21 protein-coding genes are annotated in these 18057 nt (G+C 66.0%); 12 read left to right on the forward strand and 9 right to left on the reverse strand.

Features of this window, described 5'->3' with window-relative positions; translation table 11 throughout:
- Positions 1-16: 16 nt before the first annotated feature.
- The 4 genes from GGQ64_RS19470 to GGQ64_RS19485 all read right to left on the reverse strand — a co-directional run bounded on the left by GGQ64_RS19470 (position 17) and on the right by GGQ64_RS19485 (position 2118).
- Positions 17-805 (reverse strand): hypothetical protein, encoded by a 789-nt coding sequence (locus tag GGQ64_RS19470; RefSeq protein WP_425488526.1) that lies wholly within the window; start codon positions 803-805, stop codon positions 17-19.
- A gap of 18 nt (positions 806-823) precedes the next feature.
- Positions 824-1093, reverse strand: coding sequence for a hypothetical protein (locus GGQ64_RS19475; protein WP_183806986.1), 270 nt, complete (start codon positions 1091-1093; stop codon positions 824-826).
- A 93-nt stretch (positions 1094-1186) separates the two neighbouring features.
- The gene (locus GGQ64_RS19480) at positions 1187-1672 is read right to left on the reverse strand and encodes a TIGR02301 family protein (RefSeq protein WP_183806987.1); all 486 of its coding nucleotides are present in this window, start codon (positions 1670-1672) and stop codon (positions 1187-1189) included.
- 5 nt (positions 1673-1677) lie between these two features.
- Positions 1678-2118, reverse strand: coding sequence for an NUDIX domain-containing protein (locus GGQ64_RS19485; protein WP_183806988.1), 441 nt, complete (start codon positions 2116-2118; stop codon positions 1678-1680).
- A gap of 151 nt (positions 2119-2269) precedes the next feature.
- Here GGQ64_RS19485 and GGQ64_RS19490 point away from each other — a divergent pair, with 151 nt between their 5' ends.
- Complete coding sequence (locus GGQ64_RS19490) at positions 2270-3106, forward strand: SOS response-associated peptidase (protein ID WP_183806989.1); 837 nt, start codon at positions 2270-2272, stop codon at positions 3104-3106.
- A 56-nt stretch (positions 3107-3162) separates the two neighbouring features.
- Here the strand turns inward: GGQ64_RS19490 and GGQ64_RS19495 are convergent, their stop codons facing one another.
- On the reverse strand, positions 3163-3348 hold the full coding sequence (locus tag GGQ64_RS19495; RefSeq protein ID WP_183806990.1) for a hypothetical protein: 186 nt from the start codon (positions 3346-3348) through the stop codon (positions 3163-3165).
- Between the two features lie 214 nt (positions 3349-3562).
- Positions 3563-3703, reverse strand: coding sequence for a hypothetical protein (locus GGQ64_RS19500; protein WP_183806991.1), 141 nt, complete (start codon positions 3701-3703; stop codon positions 3563-3565).
- Positions 3704-4067: 364 nt separating this feature from the next.
- Between GGQ64_RS19500 and cysS the strand changes: the two genes are divergently transcribed.
- From cysS to rarD, 9 genes are all read left to right on the forward strand, one after another.
- Positions 4068-5495 (forward strand): cysteine--tRNA ligase, encoded by a 1428-nt coding sequence (gene cysS / locus GGQ64_RS19505; protein WP_183806992.1) that lies wholly within the window; start codon positions 4068-4070, stop codon positions 5493-5495.
- Positions 5496-5558: 63 nt separating this feature from the next.
- Complete coding sequence (locus GGQ64_RS19510) at positions 5559-5837, forward strand: antitoxin (RefSeq protein ID WP_246422790.1); 279 nt, start codon at positions 5559-5561, stop codon at positions 5835-5837.
- A gap of 14 nt (positions 5838-5851) precedes the next feature.
- Entirely contained in the window at positions 5852-6250 is a 399-nt protein-coding gene (locus tag GGQ64_RS19515; protein WP_183806994.1) for a type II toxin-antitoxin system VapC family toxin, read from the forward strand.
- On the forward strand, positions 6247-6783 hold the full coding sequence (locus tag GGQ64_RS19520) for a GFA family protein (protein ID WP_183806995.1): 537 nt from the start codon (positions 6247-6249) through the stop codon (positions 6781-6783). The genes GGQ64_RS19515 and GGQ64_RS19520 overlap by 4 nt, the downstream gene beginning before the upstream one ends.
- Positions 6780-7274, forward strand: a complete 495-nt coding sequence (locus GGQ64_RS19525) for a GFA family protein (protein ID WP_183806996.1) — start codon at positions 6780-6782, stop codon at positions 7272-7274. The genes GGQ64_RS19520 and GGQ64_RS19525 overlap by 4 nt, the downstream gene beginning before the upstream one ends.
- 1 nt (position 7275) lies before the next feature.
- On the forward strand, positions 7276-7752 hold the full coding sequence (locus GGQ64_RS19530; protein WP_183806997.1) for a GFA family protein: 477 nt from the start codon (positions 7276-7278) through the stop codon (positions 7750-7752).
- A 179-nt stretch (positions 7753-7931) separates the two neighbouring features.
- Entirely contained in the window at positions 7932-9548 is a 1617-nt protein-coding gene (gene cimA / locus GGQ64_RS19535; RefSeq protein ID WP_183806998.1) for a citramalate synthase, read from the forward strand.
- Positions 9549-9583: 35 nt separating this feature from the next.
- A complete protein-coding gene (locus GGQ64_RS19540) occupies positions 9584-10015 on the forward strand; it encodes a hypothetical protein (RefSeq protein ID WP_183806999.1) in 432 nt (143 codons plus the stop codon).
- A gap of 126 nt (positions 10016-10141) precedes the next feature.
- Positions 10142-11080, forward strand: coding sequence for an EamA family transporter RarD (rarD, locus tag GGQ64_RS19545; protein ID WP_183807000.1), 939 nt, complete (start codon positions 10142-10144; stop codon positions 11078-11080).
- 27 nt (positions 11081-11107) lie between these two features.
- On the opposite strand, the gene GGQ64_RS19550 is transcribed toward rarD, so the two are convergent.
- Positions 11108-11728, reverse strand: coding sequence for an LOG family protein (locus GGQ64_RS19550; RefSeq protein WP_183807001.1), 621 nt, complete (start codon positions 11726-11728; stop codon positions 11108-11110).
- A 156-nt stretch (positions 11729-11884) separates the two neighbouring features.
- On the opposite strand from GGQ64_RS19550, the gene GGQ64_RS19555 reads away from it, so the two are divergent.
- Both GGQ64_RS19555 and GGQ64_RS19560 read left to right on the forward strand, forming a co-directional pair.
- Positions 11885-14068: a LysM peptidoglycan-binding domain-containing protein gene (locus GGQ64_RS19555; protein ID WP_183807002.1), complete on the forward strand. Its 2184-nt coding sequence runs from the start codon at positions 11885-11887 to the stop codon at positions 14066-14068.
- A 137-nt stretch (positions 14069-14205) separates the two neighbouring features.
- The gene (locus GGQ64_RS19560; protein ID WP_183807003.1) at positions 14206-16098 is read left to right on the forward strand and encodes an ATP-binding cassette domain-containing protein; all 1893 of its coding nucleotides are present in this window, start codon (positions 14206-14208) and stop codon (positions 16096-16098) included.
- Between the two features lie 33 nt (positions 16099-16131).
- On the opposite strand, the gene GGQ64_RS19565 is transcribed toward GGQ64_RS19560, so the two are convergent.
- Complete coding sequence (locus GGQ64_RS19565) at positions 16132-17481, reverse strand: MATE family efflux transporter (RefSeq protein ID WP_343059521.1); 1350 nt, start codon at positions 17479-17481, stop codon at positions 16132-16134.
- Positions 17482-18057, reverse strand: coding sequence for a peroxidase-related enzyme (locus GGQ64_RS19570; RefSeq protein ID WP_183807004.1), 576 nt, complete (start codon positions 18055-18057; stop codon positions 17482-17484).

Below are 18057 nucleotides of genomic sequence, written 5' to 3' on the forward strand. Positions count from 1 at the left end.
CAAAGGGGCTGCTGCCTCAGTCGCCCGCGACGAAGAATTTCCACTGGCCGTCCGGGGAGATGCCGACGCGATAGAAGTTGTAACCGCCGAATTCCTGCATGTCGGCGAAGTCGCCGGCAGTGACGATCCGCAGGAGCTCCACCTTTTCCGGTGGCGACAGCGTATCGAGCGACTTTTCGGCGAAATAGGGCCAGACATAGGTCTCGTTCGGCGTGCCCGCATCGACCTTGACGAAGCCGGTCGCCAGCACGTCGAGCAGGATCGCCAGGATCTCGATGCCGTCCGGATCGCCCGACAGGCCCTTCAGCGTCGTGACCGGATCGTCGGTGCCTTCGACGATGGAGACCTGGGTCTGCGTCGGCCCCTTGCCGAGCAGCGAGCGCAGCCGCTCGATGTCGCCGGACGCTGCCGCCTCGACGATCAGTTCGCGCATGCGCTGGACCGGCTCTGGCGCCTTGGTGATGTCGTAGAGAACCTCGACCGGCGGCTCGGGCTCGGTGACCGCCTTGTCTTCTGCAGGCTCCGTCACCGCCTCTTCGCCGGCGTCCCTGCGAATCAGCGGGTCGGGCAGGGGCAGTTGTAGTTGTTCGCCTTCGCCGGGCTCTGCCTCTTCGGGCGGAGGCGTCTGTGCCGTCGGTGCGCTGTCGCGCTCCGGCTGTTCCTGAACCTGTCCGGGAATCTGTTTCAGTTCGCTCAGTGCGAATGCGGGGGAGCCGGTGCCGAGGGTTGCCGTGATCGCCAGCACGAACGAGACGGCGAACACGCTGCCGCGAAGCAGCCTGATGCGGTCGTACAAGCTCAGCATCCTTCTGGCCTTTTCGCCCTATTGAAGCGTGCGTTCCGGAGAGAACTCGCCAGCGAGCATGCGCTCGCGCAGGGAAGTCAACATTGCCTCGGCGCCATCTTCACCGAGCAGGCGGATCGTCTCGCGCATGGCAAGCGCGATCGCGGCATCGGCGATGATTTCCGGCTCGATGCCGTCGGCCATCCCGTCCGCCCAGGCCTCGTTCTGGTGTTCCAGTGCGGCCTGCATCTTCTCGTGTACGATCATCTCGTCGATATCGTTCAGGCTTGGTTCCATCATGTGATCCATGCGAGGCATCTACTTCTTTACCAGACTGTTAATGAGCTTAGCAGCCTTTTATCAAAACGACACGGGTGCGGCGAAAAAGAGGTTAATTATCCGCTAATTTCCAAACCGGGCGGTAATTTCGGTGGCAAGTGTTGCACCTTCGTTACGGTAGCGCTGTTCTGCGACAACGGCCTGTTCCGTGCAAGAGGCATAGACGGAGGCGAACGAGCGGTATCCCCGGTTGAATGCCGCGGTAAGGCGCTCCTTGCGCCCCTGTTCGTTGCCGGCCTCCATCGAAATCAGCTCTTCCATCGCCGTGCGCCAGGTGTCTTCCTTCTCCTTCAGGCAGAGACTGCGCAGGTAGTGGACGGCGCCCAGGATCTCCGAAAGCCGTTCCAGCCGCCCGTCATAGGGCGCCGGCTTGTTCTCGGTTGCCGGTGCGGTGGCGGCCGGAGCCGGCTGTCCGGGCGCGGCAGGAGGGGCTGCCTCCTGCGCTGCGGCAGCAAGCGGGGCCACGGACAGAATAAGGACCAGCGCCGCTGCGAGGGCGGGGGAAAAAAGGGCGGGGGAAAAAAGGGCGGGAAGGGGACGGTTCTTCATCCGGTTCACCAGAGGCCGCCGACATGCGGCGGATTGGCGTCGGCCCGGCCGCGGTCGGCCTCCAGCCGCCGGATGCAGTCGCGCACGCTTTCCGGTGCCGGCAGGGACGATATCTGCTCGGCGGTGAACCAGCCGAGATCGGCCGCATCGTCCGCGGCAACGGCGACCGCGTCCGCATCGGCCTCGACGCGAAACACCGACAGGAAGAAGTGGCTGGCGGTCGACCGGCTCTTCAGGTCGTAGGTCGCATAAAGCCGGGGATCGCGGGCGGCAATGCCGGTCTCCTCCCGGAATTCGCGCAGCGCCGTCTCGGCCGGGGTTTCCCCCGATTCCGCGCGCCCGCCGGGAAAGGCATACATGGCCGCTGCCGGAGGATTGCGTCGCAGCACGAGCAGATAACGCCCGTCGCGCTCGAGAATGGCAGAGGAGGCTGGTTTTGCGGTCATCGGCGGTTCCGACTCTTCATCTCCTCCTTATAGTGGCGGCGGCCGGATTGATCCAGATGTGCTGCGCCTGCTGACCCGAATGCCCTTGCAGCGTTGAAATCGGCCCGCGCGCCGTCTATCTCGAAGGTGGATACGGGAACAGGCGGCCATCATGTGCGGACGATTTGCGTTGACGGAACCGACGGCCAGGCTGAAGGAATTTCTCGATGTCGTGGACGTGGAGGAATTTCCCGCGCGCTACAATATCGCGCCGACCCAGCCGATCCTGGTGGTGATCTCCGGCGACCGGCAGGAGCAAGGAAGCAACCTTCCCGACCGCAAGGCGCTGCTGGTGCGCTGGGGGTTCACGCCCTCCTGGGTGAAGGATCCGCGCGAATTTCCCCTTCTCATCAACGCCAGGGCGGAGACGGCGATCGGCAAGGCCTCCTTCCGCGCCGCCATGCGCCATCGGCGCATCCTCGTTCCGGCGAGCGGCTTCTACGAGTGGCACCGTCCATCCAAGGGCGCGCCCAAAGGGTCAAAGGAGAAGTCCCAGGCCTATTGGGTCCGGCCGAGGAACGGCGGGATCGTCGCCTTTGCTGGCCTGATGGAAACCTGGTCATCCGCCGACGGTTCGGAGGTGGACACCGGGGCGATCCTGACGACCGCCGCCAATAAGGCGATCGGCCGCATCCATGACCGGATGCCGGTCGTGATCGAGCCGCAGGACTTCGCCCGCTGGCTGGATTGCAAGACGCAGGAACCGCGCGAGATAGAAGACCTGTTGCGGCCGATAGACGATGCCTTCTTCGAGGCGATTCCCGTCTCCGACAAGGTCAACAAGGTCGCCAATGTCGGCGCGGAGATACAGGAGCCGGTTTCCCCGGCGCTCGCCGGGGCCGCAGCCCCGTCACCAACGGACAGGGTGCGGGACGGGGGGCGTCGGAAGCCCGGCCCCGATAACGATGAAGGCGGACCGGACGATGGCGGCCAGTTGTCGCTGCTCTGAAGGCTTCAACGCCCGTGATGCGCGCAAACGCCGTGCTCGCCCGTGATCGACGCCGGTCAGGCTTCTGCCGCGTCCTTCAGGCAGGCCGGCAGATCCCCCTTGGCCGGCTTGTCGCCTTTCGGCTTGCGCTGGCTGGCCGCTGCCAGCACCGCCTTCAGCCTCAGCGGTTTGTATTGTTCCTCGAGATTTTCCGACTTTCGCGTTCGTGGCGAAGTTGAATGTTTCGCACCTTCAGTAAACATTATTTACTCCCATTAATAATTCCGGAACACCAAGATACGTTTATGTACTACCCGGTGCGCATTCGGAATATAGAGGCCGATTTTGTTGAAATTCTGCCGAAAAGTCGAATTATGTTAGACCTGTTCGGCGTAGCGTTTGTTAACAATTATTAACATGCGCACGATATAGATCGTGGCAATGCGCGGGCCGACCGTCGCATCCCGGCTACGCCGATCAGGCGTTTGGCACCGACTTCTCCTGCCGCCGCGCGTTCAACTGAAGTGCGGCGGCGATGATCGCCCGCAGCCCTGCCGGGCGGCCCCGCTTGGTCCCGCCGTTTCCGGGCGTCAGTCTGGCGGCAATCTTCGAGCTCATCTTCGTTGTCCTCCGTCAGTCTGGTGGGTGTGTTGTGCCGCCTTTTTGCCAGCACCGGCCCGCCCGCGGTGTTTCCGAAGGAACAGGGCGGATGCCTTTCCTTGCGGCTGTGGCAGCAGGGCGCGCGGCAGGCGTCTCAGGCCGGGCGTAAAGGGGGCGATGATTTTGTCGACCGCGTGCCCGTGGCGCCCTTGACCGCCGCGGATTCCGGCGCGATAAAGCGAGCCATGAAAACGGAACTCTGCATTATTTGCCGGAGCATTATTCGCTAGCCTTACCGCTGGCTTGGCCGTTTTCGTCTCCTGAAATCCCCAGATGACAAACGGACCGGGCCGGCCGGACGCTTGCCCTTGGGAGAATTTCGATGGCCGATAAGCCGGTCCTGACCCTCTACAACACGCTGACGCGGTCGAAGGCGCCGTTTTCGCCGATCGATCCGGCGAATGTGCGCCTCTACGTCTGCGGCCCAACGGTCTACGACTTCGCCCATATCGGCAACGCCCGGCCGGTGATCGTCTTCGACGTGCTCTTCCGGCTGCTACGCCATGTCCATGGCGAAGCGCACGTGACCTATGTCCGCAACATCACCGACGTCGACGACAAGATCAACGCCCGTGCGCTGCGCGATTTCGGCCGGGACATCGAGGCCGGCACCGTCAGCCTCAACGAGGCGATCCGCCGCGTCACGGAGAAGACCGCCGATCAGTTCCACGCCGACGTCGCAGCGCTGGGCACGCTGCGGCCGACGCACGAGCCGCGCGCCACCGAGTTCGTGCAGAAGCGGCAGGACGGCCGCGCCGACATGATCACGCTGATCGAGCGGCTGATCGATCGCGGCCATGCCTACCAGGCGGGCGGGGAGGTGCTGTTCGACACCTCCTGGGCGGACTATGGCGAACTGTCCAAGCGCAATCTCGACGAGCAGCAAGCCGGCGCCCGCATAGCCGTCGACGGCCACAAGAAGAACCCCGGCGATTTCGTGCTGTGGAAGCTGTCCTCGCCCGAGGAGCCCGGCTGGGACAGCCCCTGGGGTCGGGGGCGTCCGGGCTGGCACATCGAGTGCTCGGCCATGTCCGCCGCCTATCTCGGCGAGACCTTCGACATCCACGGCGGCGGGCTGGACCTGATCTTCCCCCACCACGAAAACGAGATCGCCCAGTCGCGCTGCGCCCACGGCACCAAGGTGATGGCCAACGTCTGGATGCACAACGGCTTCGTCCAGGTCGAGGGCCGCAAGATGTCGAAGTCGGAAGGCAACTTCGTCACCATCCACGACCTGCTCGAGACCGAGATCTTCGGCGGTCGCAAATGGCCGGGCGAGGTGCTGCGCCTTGCCATGCTGATGACGCACTACCGCGAGCCGATCGACTTTTCGGTCAAGCGGCTGGAGGAGGCCGAGCGCTTGCTTGCCAAGTGGCCGGCGGGCGAGGCGGGAGAGGGGAGCGTCGACCCGGCCGTTCTCGCAGCATTGGCCGATGACTTGAATACGGTCGCCGCGGTGCAGGCGCTGCATGCGCTGGCCCACAAGGCCGCGACCGACCCGGCTGCGGCCGCCTCCTTTCAGGCCAGCGCGGCTCTGCTCGGCGTGAAGCCGAAAAAGGCCGAGATTTCAGAGGCCTTGGAGGCAGGCGTTGAATCGATCATTCAACTGCGTCTCGAAATGCTGAAGGCGAAGAACTTCACCGAGGCCGACAGGATCCGCGACGATCTTCTCTCCAAGGGCATCCGGCTCAAGGACGGCAAGGACCCGGCCACCGGCGAGCGCGTCACGACCTGGGAGGTCAAGCGGTGAGGTTTGCCACCGCATGGTGATTGGCATATGCTTGGGCATATGCCACTTCGGATGGAGGCTGCTATGAATGTCGTCCGCGTTGAGAAGGATACCGGCAAGGAGGTCGGCGAAAGGGTTGTCAAGCTGTTCCGCAACGGCCGGAACCAGGCTGTGCGCATTCCCGTGGAATTCGAGCTGCCGGGCGACGAGGCGGTGATGCGCAAGGAAGGCGACCGACTGATCATCGAGCCGAAAAAGAAGAAGAGCGATCTTCTCGAGTGGCTCGCGACGCTGGAGCCTTGGGATGAGGATTTCCCGGATCTGGACGAGAAGCAGCCGCCTCCGGAGGATGTCGATCTGTGACGGAGTTCCGCTACATGCTTGACACCAATGTCATTTCGCAGATGGTGCGCAACCCCGACGGTGCGGTAGCACAGCGTGTTTTCGAGGTGGGAACCGACAGCCTATGCACGAGCGCGATCGTGGCCTCGGAGTTACGGTACGGCCTCAGGAAGAAGGGATCGAGCCGCCTTTCCAGTCTCGTTGAGAATGCCCTGGAGCGGATCGCCGTCGTTCCATACGACGAGGACGTCTCCTGGAAGTATGCGGAGGCGAGATTCGAGCTTGAGAAAATCGGCCAGCCGATCGGCTATACGGACCTGTTCATCGCGGCACATGCGCTTGCACTCGGCTTGACGCTGGTGACGGACAATGTGCGGGAATTCGGTCGTGTCAGGGGCCTCAAGGTCGAAAATTGGCAGGAGCCCAGCCCATGACCGACACCCTCTACACCGGCGGCTGCCAGTGCGGCGCGGTCCGGTTCCGTGTCCGCGGCAGCCTGAAGGACAGCTCGATCTGCCATTGCCGCATGTGCCAGAAGGCTTTCGGCGCCTACTATGCGCCGCTGGTCTCCACCCGCGGCGCCGAACTCGTCTGGACGCGTGGCGAGCCGAAGCGGTTCCGCTCCTCGAATTTCGCCTCCCGCGGCTTCTGCGCCGAATGCGGCACGCCGCTGACCTACGAGGCGCCCGACGGGGTAGCACTCGCAGCCGGTGCCTTCGATGATCCCTCGGCGCTGCCGCCGGTGGTGCAGTTCGGCACGGAGGCGAAGATCGGCTTCGTCGACGCCCTGCACGCCTTGCCCGGCCATACGACCGAGGAAGATGCGGAAGAAGCGCCGTTCGTCCTCGAGATCGTCTCCTTTCAGCATCCCGACCACGACACCGCGGCGTGGCCGCCGGAGGATGGCGGAAGCGACGCTGCCGCGGCAGGACAAGCGAATGTCCCCTCGCCGGAGGGCCGCCGATGAGCATCGCGCGGATCTATACCGGCGGATGCCAGTGCGGCGCCGTGCGCTACCGCGCCGAGGGCGTGCTGGAAGATCCGCACCTGTGCCATTGCCGCATGTGCCAGAAGGCGGCCGGCAACTATTTCCTGCCGCTCGCCAATGCTGCGCGCGACAGTTTCAGCGTGACGCGCGGCGAGCCGGGCTGGTTCCGCTCGTCCGAGCACGTTCGCCGCGGCTTCTGCCGCGATTGCGGCACGCCGCTCTTCTACGACATGCCCGGGGAACGCTTCATCAACATCGTGCTCGGCTCGCTCGACGATCCGGAGGACGTGCGCCCGCATGCGCAGTCGGGCGTCGAATCGCGCATGTTCTGGTTTGCCCAGATCGCCCGCCTGCCGGAGAAGGAAACGGACGTGGCAGGGCAGGCCGGCCGCGAACACCACCTCGCCATCCTGGAATCGAACCGCCAGCATCCGGACTACGATACGGATCACTGGCCACCGGAGGATTGACATGACAGACACCCCCCGCACCGGAGGCTGCCAGTGCGGCGCCGTCCGCTTCCGCATCCATGGCGCGCTCGGCCGCCCGTCGATCTGCCATTGCCGCATGTGCCAGAAGCAGTTCGGCGGCTTCTTCTCCGCCCTCGTCACCGCGCCGAAGGATGGCGTCGAGTGGACGCGCGACGCGCCGAGCTACTTCCAGTCCTCGGTCAACATCGAGCGCGGCTTCTGCAGCAACTGCGGCACGCCGATGACCTATCGCCATCCGGGCGGCCTGGAGATCGCCATCGGCACCTTCGACGACCGCACCGACCTGGCGCCGCAGATCCAGGTCAACCACACCGCGCGCCTGCCCTGGGTCGAGACCATCTTCGACCAGCCGGCGCTGGACGACCCGGACTATTATTCGCGCCAGGAGACGATCATCTCCTTCCAGCACCCCGACCACGAGACTGACAACTGGCCGGCGCACGGGCTGAAGATCTGAGCTCCACACGGCGGCCTTTTCAGGCTTGCCCCTCACCCTGACCCTCTCCCCGCAGGCGGGGAGACGGGACACAAGCGGCACGGCACATGCCCTTCTCCCCGTTTGCGGGGAGAAGGTGGCCGGCAGGCCGGATGAGGGGCGCAAGACGGAAGACATCGTTCCCAGGGAGGGAACACGCAATGACCAAGGAACGCATCTATCTCTTCGACACGACGCTGCGCGACGGCCAGCAGACGCCGGGCGTGGATTTTTCGGTCGAGGACAAGATCGCGATCGCCGCGATGCTGGACGATTTCGGCATCGACTATGTCGAGGGCGGCTATCCGGGCGCCAACCCGACCGACACGGCGTTCTTCGAAAGCAGGCGCACGACGAGCGCCCGCTTCGTCGCCTTCGGCATGACCAAGCGCGCCGGCGTCTCAGCCTCCAACGATCCCGGCCTTGCCGCGCTGATCGAAGCGTCGGGCGATGCGGTCTGTCTCGTCGCCAAGAGCTGGGATTATCACGTCCGCGTCGCGCTCGGCTGCACCAACGCGGAGAACCTGGAATCGATTTCGGCCTCGGTGAAGGCCGTGGTCGCCGCCGGCAAGGAGGCGATGGTCGATTGCGAGCACTTCTTCGATGGCTACAAGGCCAATCCCGAATACGCGCTCGCCTGCGCCAGGACCGCCTATGACGCCGGCGCGCGCTGGGTGGTGCTCTGCGACACCAACGGCGGCACGCAGCCGCCGGAGATCCGCGACATCGTCGCAGCCGTGATCGCAGCCGGCATCCCCGGCGCGAACCTCGGCATCCACGCCCACAACGATACCGGCCAGGCGGTCGCCAATTCGCTGGCCGCCGTCGAGGCGGGCGTGCGCCAGATCCAGGGCACGCTGAACGGCATCGGCGAGCGCTGCGGCAATGCCAATCTCGTCGCGATCATCCCGACGCTGGTGCTGAAGGAGGCCTACAACACCCGCTTCGAGGTTTCGATCGATCGCGAGGCCCTGCAGGGGCTGACGCAGCTGTCGCACCGCTTCGACGAGCTTCTGAACCGCTCGCCCGACCATCAGATGCCCTATGTCGGCGCCTCGGCGTTCGCCACCAAGGCCGGCATCCATGCCTCCGCGCTGCTGAAGGATCCGCGCACCTACGAGCACGTGCCGCCCGAAAGCGTCGGCAACCTGCGCAAGGTCATGGTCTCCGACCAGGGCGGCAAGGCCAATTTCATCAATGCGCTAAAACTGCGCGGCATCGTCGTGTCGAAGGACGATCCCAAGCTCGACCGGCTGATCGAGATCGTCAAGGAACGCGAGGCGACTGGCTATGCCTACGAGGGAGCGGATGCGAGCTTCGCTCTTTTGGCCTATCGCACGCTGGGTTCGATCCCGAGCTTCTTCCATGTCGACAGCTTCCGCGTCATGATTGAGCGCCGCTACGATGCCAACGGCAACCTCAAGACGGTCTCCGAGGCGGTGGTGAAGGTGGTGGTCGACGGCGAGACGATGATGTCGGTCGCCGAGGGTCACGGTCCCGTCAATGCGCTCGACCTGGCGCTGCGCAAGGACCTCGGCAAGTACCAGGCCGAGATCGCCGATCTCGAACTTGCGGACTACAAGGTGCGTATCCTCAACGGCGGCACCGAAGCCATCACCCGCGTGCTGATCGAATCGACCGACGCGACGGGCGCGCGCTGGTGGACGGTCGGAGTGTCGGACAACATCATCGACGCCTCCTTCCAGGCGCTGATGGACAGCATCGTCTACAAGCTCCTGAAGAACCGCGGCGAAGCCGGCCGGGTGGCGGCGGAGTGACGGGCGGCAACAGGCAAGGACGAGGGGCGACACCCATGCGCATCGTGACGAAACTCCTGCTGGTGCTGGCCACAGTCGGGCTCGCGGCCCTGCTGTTCGTGGCCGCCGCCAGGCTCTCGGCCCCGGTCGAGGATATTCTCTATGGCAAGCCGCTGCGCCTCGATCCCGACGACGGGCTGGCGCTTTTGATGCTGGCGATCATCCTGGCGCCGGGGGCGCTGACGGCGTGGCTCGCCGAGCTCGTCGCTGCCCGAAGGGCCGGCCGTGTCGCCCGGGCCGCCCTGGTGCTCGCCTGCAACGGCCTCGTTACCGGCTTGATGTTCGGCCTGTTCGCCACGCTCGACGACTACTTCACCGCACCCGGACTGGAGCCGGCCTATGCCGCGATCGGTGCCGTCGCCGGCGGGCTCTGCGGCCTGCTCCAGTGGTCGATCGCGGCACGCCTCGATGCGGGCGACCATTGTTAGCGCGGCTGATCCTCCCTTCACCGAAATGAATTGGTACATTCGCGGCCATTGCAGTAGGAACGCCGCCAGAGGTGCGGCGAGGGGTTGGCCCCGCCAGTTCACCGGTCAGCAACAGGAACCAGCGCCATGGCCGAAGTCAAGAACGCTCCCGCAGCGACGAACGGCGATTCCCTGCCGGGCTTTCTTTTCGCGCTGACAGCCTATCTGCTCTGGGGCTTCCTGCCCTTCTTCATGAAGGCGGTCGCGCATATCCCGGCTTCCGAGGTGGTGGCGCACCGGATCGTATGGTCGGTGCCGCTGGCCGGCCTCGTCCTCGTCGTGCTCGGCCGCACCGCCGATATCCGCGCGGCGCTCCGTTCGCCGCGCATGCTCGCCATGGCGACGCTGACGGCGGTGCTGATCACCATCAACTGGGGCATCTATGTCTGGGCGATCGGCGCGGGCAGGGCGATCGAGACTGCGCTCGGCTACTATATCAACCCGCTCTTTTCGATCTTCCTCGGTGCAGTCCTCCTGAAGGAGAAGCTGACGCGGGCGCAGATCGTCGCGATCGTGCTTGCCGCAGCCGCCGTCGTGGTGTTGGCGCTCGAGGCGGGCGGGCTGCCCTGGGTGTCGTTGGCGCTCTGCATCTCCTGGGGCTTCTACGCCTTCTTCCGCAAGACGCTGCCGGTCGGGCCGAACCAGGGCTTCTTCCTCGAGGTGCTGCTGCTCAGCGTTCCGGCGATCGGCTACATCATCTACCTGGAGACGACCGGCCGCGGCCATTTCGGCGATACCGGCACGGCGGACGTGCTGTGGCTGCTCGCCTGCGGCCTGGTCACCGCGGTGCCGCTGATGATCTATGCCAACGGCGCGAAACTGCTGAAGCTCTCGACCATCGGCATCATGCAGTATATCGCGCCGACGATGATCTTCGTCATCGCCGTCTTCTTCTTCCACGAGCCCTTCGGCCACGCGCAGATGCTGGCCTTCGGGCTGATCTGGCTGGCGCTGTTCATCTATTCGGGATCGATGCTGACATCGGCCCGCGCGCAGCGTGCCGCGAGCCTCAAGCCGGCGGAATAGGGCAGACCGCAACCGGGCAGGCAGGTCTCAGAGCCGGGCGATGATGCCGGCCTCGCCCTCGCGGTCGATGGTACCGGCCCAGTGTTCGATCAGCGCGGGGACGATCTGCTCGGCCTCGTCGATCACGAGCGGCTGCACCAGATGGGCGGCATGCACGAAGCCGGCATCGGCCATGTGACGGATCAGCTTCAGCATCGGGTCCCAGAAGCCGCCGATATTGGCGAAGACGATCGGCTTGCGATGCCGGCCGAGCTGCGCCCATGTCATGACCTCGACGATCTCCTCCAGCGTGCCGATGCCGCCCGGCAGCGCCACGAAGGCGTCGGCGCGCTCGAACATCTTGTGCTTGCGCTCGTGCATGTCGACCGTGACGATCAGCTCGGAGAGCTGGCCGAGCGAATGGCGCGTGGCCTCCATGTCCATCAGGAATTGCGGTATAATGCCGGTAACGCGGCCGCCGGCGGTCAGAACCCCGCTCGCGACGGCACCCATGATGCCTTTCGTGCCGCCGCCGTAGACCAGCCGCAGGTGATTCGTTGCGATCGATCGGCCGAGCGTGCGGCCGGCATTGATATACGAGGAATCGCGGCCCGGCTGGGAACCGCAATAGACGCAGATGGACCGAATGGGCATGGATTCTTCGTTCATGAGGCGATTGAGCCATCCGATGCGGCCCTTGGTCAAGAAAAATGACGAAAAAGGCCGGGCCAAACCTTGAGCAAGGGTTGCGCAAGCTTGTGGAAACCCTTGGAAATCGCTAGCAATTCAAGGATAACGGCGGGTGCTGCTGGGAGAACTCGGGACATGAAATACAAGACCGGCCTGATCGCATTGGGCGTGCTGGCAGCGGCAACGGCGCTGATGGTGTTCTTCGTCCTTCCGAACATCGACGAGGACAAGGCCGTCGAGGGCACGCAGCAATCGGCGCAGCAGGAGGCGCCGGCCGCAGCTAATGCGCCCGCAGCAACCACGCCCGAGGCAGGTTCGGCCGGCGCCAAGACCGCCCGTACGGAAACCCCGGCAGCCGAAGGTGCGGCCGCAGCGGGCGCCGGAGCGGCGACACAAACTGCGCCTGCAGGTGACGCTACCGCGTGGCAGCCCCCATCCTTCGACGTCCTGCGCGTCGAGCCCGACGGTTCCACCGTCGTCGCCGGCAGGGCCGAGCCCAACAAGACCGTGCAGATCCTCAACGGCGAGACCGTGGTCGCGACGACCGACGTCAACCCGTCCGGCGAGTTCGCCGCGGTATTCGACCAGCCGCTCGCCGTCGGCGATCACGAACTTACCCTGCGCGTCCTCGGCGAGGGCGGTTCCGCCAAGACCTCCGAGGAGGTCGCCACCGTCTCGATCCCGAAGGACAAGGGCGGGGAATTGCTGGCCATGGTCTCCAAGCCCGGCGTCGCGAGCCGGTTGATCACCGTGCCCGAGCCCGGTTCCCAGGCTGCTGCCCAGGCGGGTTCGGCGACCGGGGAGGGCGCCGCTCCCTCCGCTGGGCAGCCGTCGACCGCGGGCGCCGAGACCGCAGCCGTCGTGCCGCAAGCCGATGCCCAGGCGTCGGCGGGCGAGACTACCCCCGCAGAGGCCCAGGCGCCGGCTGCAGCCGGGACCGCGCCCAACGTGCGCATTTCGGCCGTCGAGTTGGAGGGCGACCACATGTTCGTCGCCGGCAGCACCAATCCGGGCGCGCTGGTCCGCATCTATGCCAACGACAAGCTGCTCGGCGAGATGAAGGCAGATCCGGACGGCCGCTACGTGATCGACGGCGTGATGCCGCTGGCCGTCGGCCGCCACACGATCCGCGCCGACGTCATGAGCGCCGATGCGGCCACCGTCGAGCTCCGCGCCTCCGTCCCCTTCGACCGGCCCGAGGGCGAGCAGGTGGCGGTCGTCGCCCAGGAGCCCGCCGCTCCCAGCGATGCCCCGACGCTCGGCCTGATCGACAACGGCAGCTTCGACAAGCTGCGCGCCGAGGCCAACAAGGCCGTCGGCCTGCTCGGCGGCCTCTACGGCGAGGGTCGCCAGCCGACCGCGGAAGAACTGGCCGCGGCGCGCTCGGCGACCGAAATCGCCCTGCAGTCGCTGGCCGAGTACAAGGCGCCACCGGGCGGCGCCGGCGAGCCGATCGCGGCGAAGACCGCGGCCGTGGCTGCTGACGCGCTCGCCAAGCTGAAGGCGCTGCCGAAGGATGCCGCAAGCGTCGGCCAGGCCGTCGGCGAGATCTCAGCCGCCGTGAAGGATGCCCTGACGCCGGCGACCAACGGCGATGCCCCGGCAAAGGTGGTCGTCCCTGTCGTCGACATCACAGCCCTCGAAGCCCGCGCGCTGGAACTCGGCCGGCAGTTTACCGGACTGTTCGCCGACGATCGCAACGCCGCGCCGGCAGAGATCGCGACGGCTCGCGGAAGCCTGCAGCAGTCGCTCGACGAAATCGCAGCCTATGCCGCGCCGACCGGCACCGACGCGGACCGCCTGGCGCTGGTCGACCGGCTGAAGCTCTGGGCGCGGACGGCTGCCGCGGCACTCTCGGGCGTGCCCGCGGATGCGGCGAAGGAAAGCTATGCGGACGTGGTGGCCGCGCTGAAGGCGGCGCCGGAAGCGCTGCTGTCGCAGGCGCAGGTCGCCGCGGCCGGCAGCGATCCGGCACCGGCCTCCGGCACCTCCTCGGGCGGCGGCGCACCGGTTGCGAGCGATGCCCAGCCGGCCGGCAGTGAGACGCAGGCAGCGGCCAGCCAGCCGCAGACCGTCGAGCAGGAGCCGCTGCAGCAGAGCAAGAACTCCGTGATCATTCGCCGCGGCGACACGCTGTGGCAGATCGCCCGGCGCGTCTACGGCCAGGGCGTGCGCTACACCACGATCTACCTCGCAAACGAGGGCCAGATCAACAATCCGGACCGGATCCTGCCCGGCCAGGTCTTCGGCGTTCCGGACGAGGCCATGCCGGAGGCCGAGGCCGAGCAGATCCACCGCAAGCACGTCAAGGGCGATTGAGGCGGCAAAGGCTTTTCCCGCGCCGGCCCGTTGTTTCGGGCGGCGATCGGTCCTATCTCTCATCATGCGGCGTCCTCGGGGCGCCGCATTTTTTCTTGAATGCATGAGCCGGCGCCGGTCGGCATCCGGAGGCACGCGTGGCGGCCACAACGAAGAAGACGGTTTCTGCCGACAACAGCAACCCTTTCGGAACCATCGTCAACCTCTGGCCCTACATGTGGCCGACCGACCGGCCGGACCTGAAGATGCGGGTGGTCTGGGCGACGCTGTTCCTGCTCGCCTCCAAGATCGTGCTGCTGCTCGTTCCCTATTTCTTCAAGTGGGCGACCGACGCGCTGAACGGCAGGATGGACGCGGTCGATCTGCTGCCGTCGTTCCTGCTCGGCGCCGTCATGCTGGTCATCGCCTACAATCTCGCCCGCATCTTCCAGGCCGGGTTGAACCAGTTGCGCGATGCGCTCTTTGCCAGCGTCGGCCAGTATGCGGTGCGCCAGCTCGCCTTCAGGACCTTCGTCCACCTGCACCGGCTGTCGCTGCGCTTTCACCTGGAGCGGCGCACCGGCGGCCTGTCGCGCGTCATCGAGCGCGGCACCAAGGGCATCGAGACGATCGTCCGCTTCACCATCCTCAACTCGGTCCCGACCATCATCGAATTCCTGCTGACGGCGATCGTCTTCTGGGCGGGCTACGGCTTCAGCTACCTCGCCGTGACCGCCGTCACCGTCGCGCTCTACATCTGGTTCACCGTGCGGGCCAGCGACTGGCGCATCGCCATCCGCCGCTCGATGAACGACAGCGACACGGAAGCCAACACCAAGGCGATCGACTCGCTCCTGAACTTCGAGACGGTGAAATACTTCGGCAACGAGGAGATGGAGGCGAAGCGCTTCGACCAGTCGATGGAGCGCTACGAGCGCGCGGCGACGCAGGTCTGGACCTCGCTCGGCTGGCTGAACTTCGGCCAGGCGCTGATCTTCGGCGTCGGCACCGCGATCATGATGGTCATGTCAGCCATGGCCGTCCAGCGCGGCGAGCAGACGATCGGCGACTTCGTCTTCGTCAACGCCATGCTGATCCAGCTGTCCATCCCGTTGAATTTCATCGGCTTCGTCTACCGCGAGATCCGCCAGGGCCTGACCGACGTCGAGCAGATGTTCGAGCTGCTGGAGGTGGAGGCCGAGGTCGAGGACGGGCCGGACGCCAGGCCGCTTGCGATCGGCAGCGGGGCGATCGCGTTCCGCGACGTCCACTTCGCCTATGATCCGGCGCGCCCGATCCTCAAGGGCGTCTCCTTCGAGGTCCCGGCGGGAAAGACGGTCGCGGTCGTCGGTCCGTCGGGGGCAGGAAAGTCGACGCTGTCGCGCCTGCTCTACCGCTTCTACGACATCCAGCAGGGCTCGATCACCATTGATGGCCAGGACGTGCGCGCCGTCACGCAGAAGTCGCTGCGTTCGGCCATCGGCATGGTGCCGCAGGACACCGTGCTCTTCAACGACACGATCGCCTACAACATCCGCTACGGCCGGCCTTCCGCCACCGACGAGGAGGTGAAGGCCGCCGCCGACATCGCCCAGATCTCGGGCTTCATCGAGCACCTTCCGGGCGGCTTCAGGGCGACGGTCGGCGAGCGCGGGCTGAAGCTCTCGGGAGGCGAGAAGCAGCGCGTGGCGATCGCGCGCACGATCCTGAAGAGCCCGCCGATCCTGATCCTCGACGAGGCGACCTCGGCGCTGGATACCCGTACCGAGCAGGAGATCCAGGCCGCCCTCGACCTCGTGTCGAAGAACCGCACGACGCTGGTGATCGCCCACCGGCTTTCGACGGTGGTGGACGCCGACGAGATCATCGTCTTGAAGGACGGGCTGATCGCCGAGCGGGGCACCCATGCCGGCCTGCTGCGGCAGGGCGGTCTCTACGCCTCCATGTGGAACCGCCAGCGCGAGGCCACCGAGGCCGAGGAACACCTGCAGCAGGTCCGCGCCGCCGACGAACTGGGCGTCGTCGTGCGCCAGCCGGCCGCAGGCGAGTGACATCCGGCGGCCGGGTCCCGCACTGCTGGCTGTCTACCTTGGCGCTCTGTCGGCGAACGAGCGCGCCGCCAGTCGCGGCAGCATCCACCTGAAGGCGACGCTGCGGGCACCCTGGAACGTCAGCAGTGCCAGCCACAGTCCGGTATTGCCGAACAGCGGCTGCAGCACCGCCCAGGTCGCGAAATAGACGGCGAGCGAGGCGAGCATCAGATTGCGCATCTGCCGCGACCAGGTGGCGCCGATATAGATGCCGTCCATCTGGAAGGCGACGAGGCCGACGATCGGCAGCACCACGACATAGGGCAGGTAGTCGTGCGCAAGCGCCACGATCTCGGCGGACGGCGCGATCATGTCGATCACCCAGCCACCCGAGAGCAGGAAGGCGAGCGCGACGAGGCCGGCGAAGACGAACCCCCACAGCGTCGTCAGCGACAGCATCCGGTCGAAGGCCGGGCGGTAGCGTGCGCCGATTGCCCGTCCCGCCATCTGTTCGGCGGCGGTGGCGATGCCGTCGAGGAAGGCGACGCCGAAGAAATAGAACCGCAGCAGGATGGTGTTGGCGGCCAGGATGTCGATGCCGAGGACGCCGCTTTGCCGGGTGAAGAAGGACAGCCCGATCAGGAGCGACAGCGAGCGGATCATCATGTCGCCGTTGACGGAGAACATCCGCTTCAGCGCGGCAAGATCCGGGCGGCTCCAGGCGTGGCGGTCGGTCCGGGCGACGACGAGGGCGATGCCCGCAACCGCGGTCACCGCTTCGGCGACGAGCGAGGCGGCGGCGACGCCCGCAAGCCCCCAGCCGAGGTCCAGCACCCAATAGAGGCTGAGGACGATGTTGACGCCGTTCAGCAGCGTCTGCAGCAGCATCGCCGTCAGCGCCTCGCCGCGGCCGATGATCCAGCCGAAGATGACGAAGTTGACGAGCACGAACGGGGCCGACCAGACACGCCAGGAGAAGTAGACCTGCGCTGCCTCGGCGACCGCGCCGTCGGCGCCGAGCAGGGCAAGGCCGAGCGTGCCGATCGGGCCCTGCAGGACGAGGATCGCGAGCCCCGAGACGAGTGCCACGACGAGTCCGCCGAGCAGCATGCGCTGTTCGAAGAGGCGGTCGCCCGCGCCGATCGCCTGGGCGGTAAAGCCGGTCGTGGCGCCCCTCAGGAAGTTGAAGGAGACGAAGATCACGTCGAAGATCACCGCCGCCAGCGCCACGCCGCCGACGAGGGCCTCGTCGCGCAACTGGCCGATCACGCCGGTGGCGACGAGGCTCACCAGCGGCGTCGACAGATAGGCGATCATCATCGGAATGGCGATGCGCAGCACGTCGCCATGCGAGATCGTGAAGGGCCTGGCCGTGCCGATCGGGCTTTGGGAGGAAGCGGTCACTCAGTCTTTCCGATGCGGTTCGCCGAGCGTGTGCATCAGCCGGTTGGCCCAGCCGAAGATGGCGACGGAGTGGATCAGGTCGAGGATCTCGAGATCGTCGAGACCCATCTCGCGCAGGTGGTAGAACTGGTAGACGCCGACATTGTCGGGATGGGCGGTCAGGTCCACGCCGAAGTTGAACAGCGCCTGGTCATATTCCGGCAGGTCGGCATCGAGCCCGCTCCGGTAGATCTCGTCCACCACCTCCGGCCGCTTCTCCAACTGGATGTAGCGGTTTGCATGCACGGCCGCGCAGTAGACGCAGTGGTTGACGAAGGAGGCGGCAAGCGCCCCAAGTTCCCGTCCGCCGCGCGACAGCCCGCCCTCGCTGTACATGATGTCGTTGAACAGCGGCGTGCGCTCGGCGAGCGTCTCGGCTTCCTGCGCGAGCACCAGCACATAGGCCGAGACCTTGGTGTTGGACGGCGTGACCTTCAGCGCGTCGAGCTGCTCGGGCGTCGCCTGCGAGAGCTCCACCGTCTTGACGTAGGGGTGCCAGTCGAGCGGCTCGAGGGTGAAATCGTGTACGACGGTCAT

This window comes from Mycoplana azooxidifex (assembly GCF_014196765.1).
GTDB lineage: Bacteria > Pseudomonadota > Alphaproteobacteria > Rhizobiales > Rhizobiaceae > Mycoplana > Mycoplana azooxidifex.

Coding starts and splice junctions, on each gene's coding strand:
- GGQ64_RS19475 (WP_183806986.1), bottom strand. CDS start 1,093: ATGGATCACATGATGGAACCAAGCCTGAACGATATCGACGAGATGATC.
- GGQ64_RS19555 (WP_183807002.1), top strand. CDS start 11,885: ATGAAATACAAGACCGGCCTGATCGCATTGGGCGTGCTGGCAGCGGCA.
- GGQ64_RS19510 (WP_246422790.1), top strand. CDS start 5,559: ATGAATGTCGTCCGCGTTGAGAAGGATACCGGCAAGGAGGTCGGCGAA.
- GGQ64_RS19480 (WP_183806987.1), bottom strand. CDS start 1,672: ATGAAGAACCGTCCCCTTCCCGCCCTTTTTTCCCCCGCCCTTTTTTCC.
- rarD (WP_183807000.1), top strand. CDS start 10,142: ATGGCCGAAGTCAAGAACGCTCCCGCAGCGACGAACGGCGATTCCCTG.
- cimA (WP_183806998.1), top strand. CDS start 7,932: ATGACCAAGGAACGCATCTATCTCTTCGACACGACGCTGCGCGACGGC.
- GGQ64_RS19525 (WP_183806996.1), top strand. CDS start 6,780: ATGAGCATCGCGCGGATCTATACCGGCGGATGCCAGTGCGGCGCCGTG.
- GGQ64_RS19520 (WP_183806995.1), top strand. CDS start 6,247: ATGACCGACACCCTCTACACCGGCGGCTGCCAGTGCGGCGCGGTCCGG.
- GGQ64_RS19485 (WP_183806988.1), bottom strand. CDS start 2,118: ATGACCGCAAAACCAGCCTCCTCTGCCATTCTCGAGCGCGACGGGCGT.
- GGQ64_RS19470 (WP_425488526.1), bottom strand. CDS start 805: ATGCTGAGCTTGTACGACCGCATCAGGCTGCTTCGCGGCAGCGTGTTC.
- GGQ64_RS19490 (WP_183806989.1), top strand. CDS start 2,270: ATGTGCGGACGATTTGCGTTGACGGAACCGACGGCCAGGCTGAAGGAA.
- cysS (WP_183806992.1), top strand. CDS start 4,068: ATGGCCGATAAGCCGGTCCTGACCCTCTACAACACGCTGACGCGGTCG.
- GGQ64_RS19515 (WP_183806994.1), top strand. CDS start 5,852: ATGCTTGACACCAATGTCATTTCGCAGATGGTGCGCAACCCCGACGGT.
- GGQ64_RS19570 (WP_183807004.1), bottom strand. CDS start 18,057: ATGACCGTCGTACACGATTTCACCCTCGAGCCGCTCGACTGGCACCCC.
- GGQ64_RS19500 (WP_183806991.1), bottom strand. CDS start 3,703: ATGAGCTCGAAGATTGCCGCCAGACTGACGCCCGGAAACGGCGGGACC.
- GGQ64_RS19540 (WP_183806999.1), top strand. CDS start 9,584: ATGCGCATCGTGACGAAACTCCTGCTGGTGCTGGCCACAGTCGGGCTC.
- GGQ64_RS19495 (WP_183806990.1), bottom strand. CDS start 3,348: ATGTTTACTGAAGGTGCGAAACATTCAACTTCGCCACGAACGCGAAAG.
- GGQ64_RS19550 (WP_183807001.1), bottom strand. CDS start 11,728: ATGAACGAAGAATCCATGCCCATTCGGTCCATCTGCGTCTATTGCGGT.
- GGQ64_RS19530 (WP_183806997.1), top strand. CDS start 7,276: ATGACAGACACCCCCCGCACCGGAGGCTGCCAGTGCGGCGCCGTCCGC.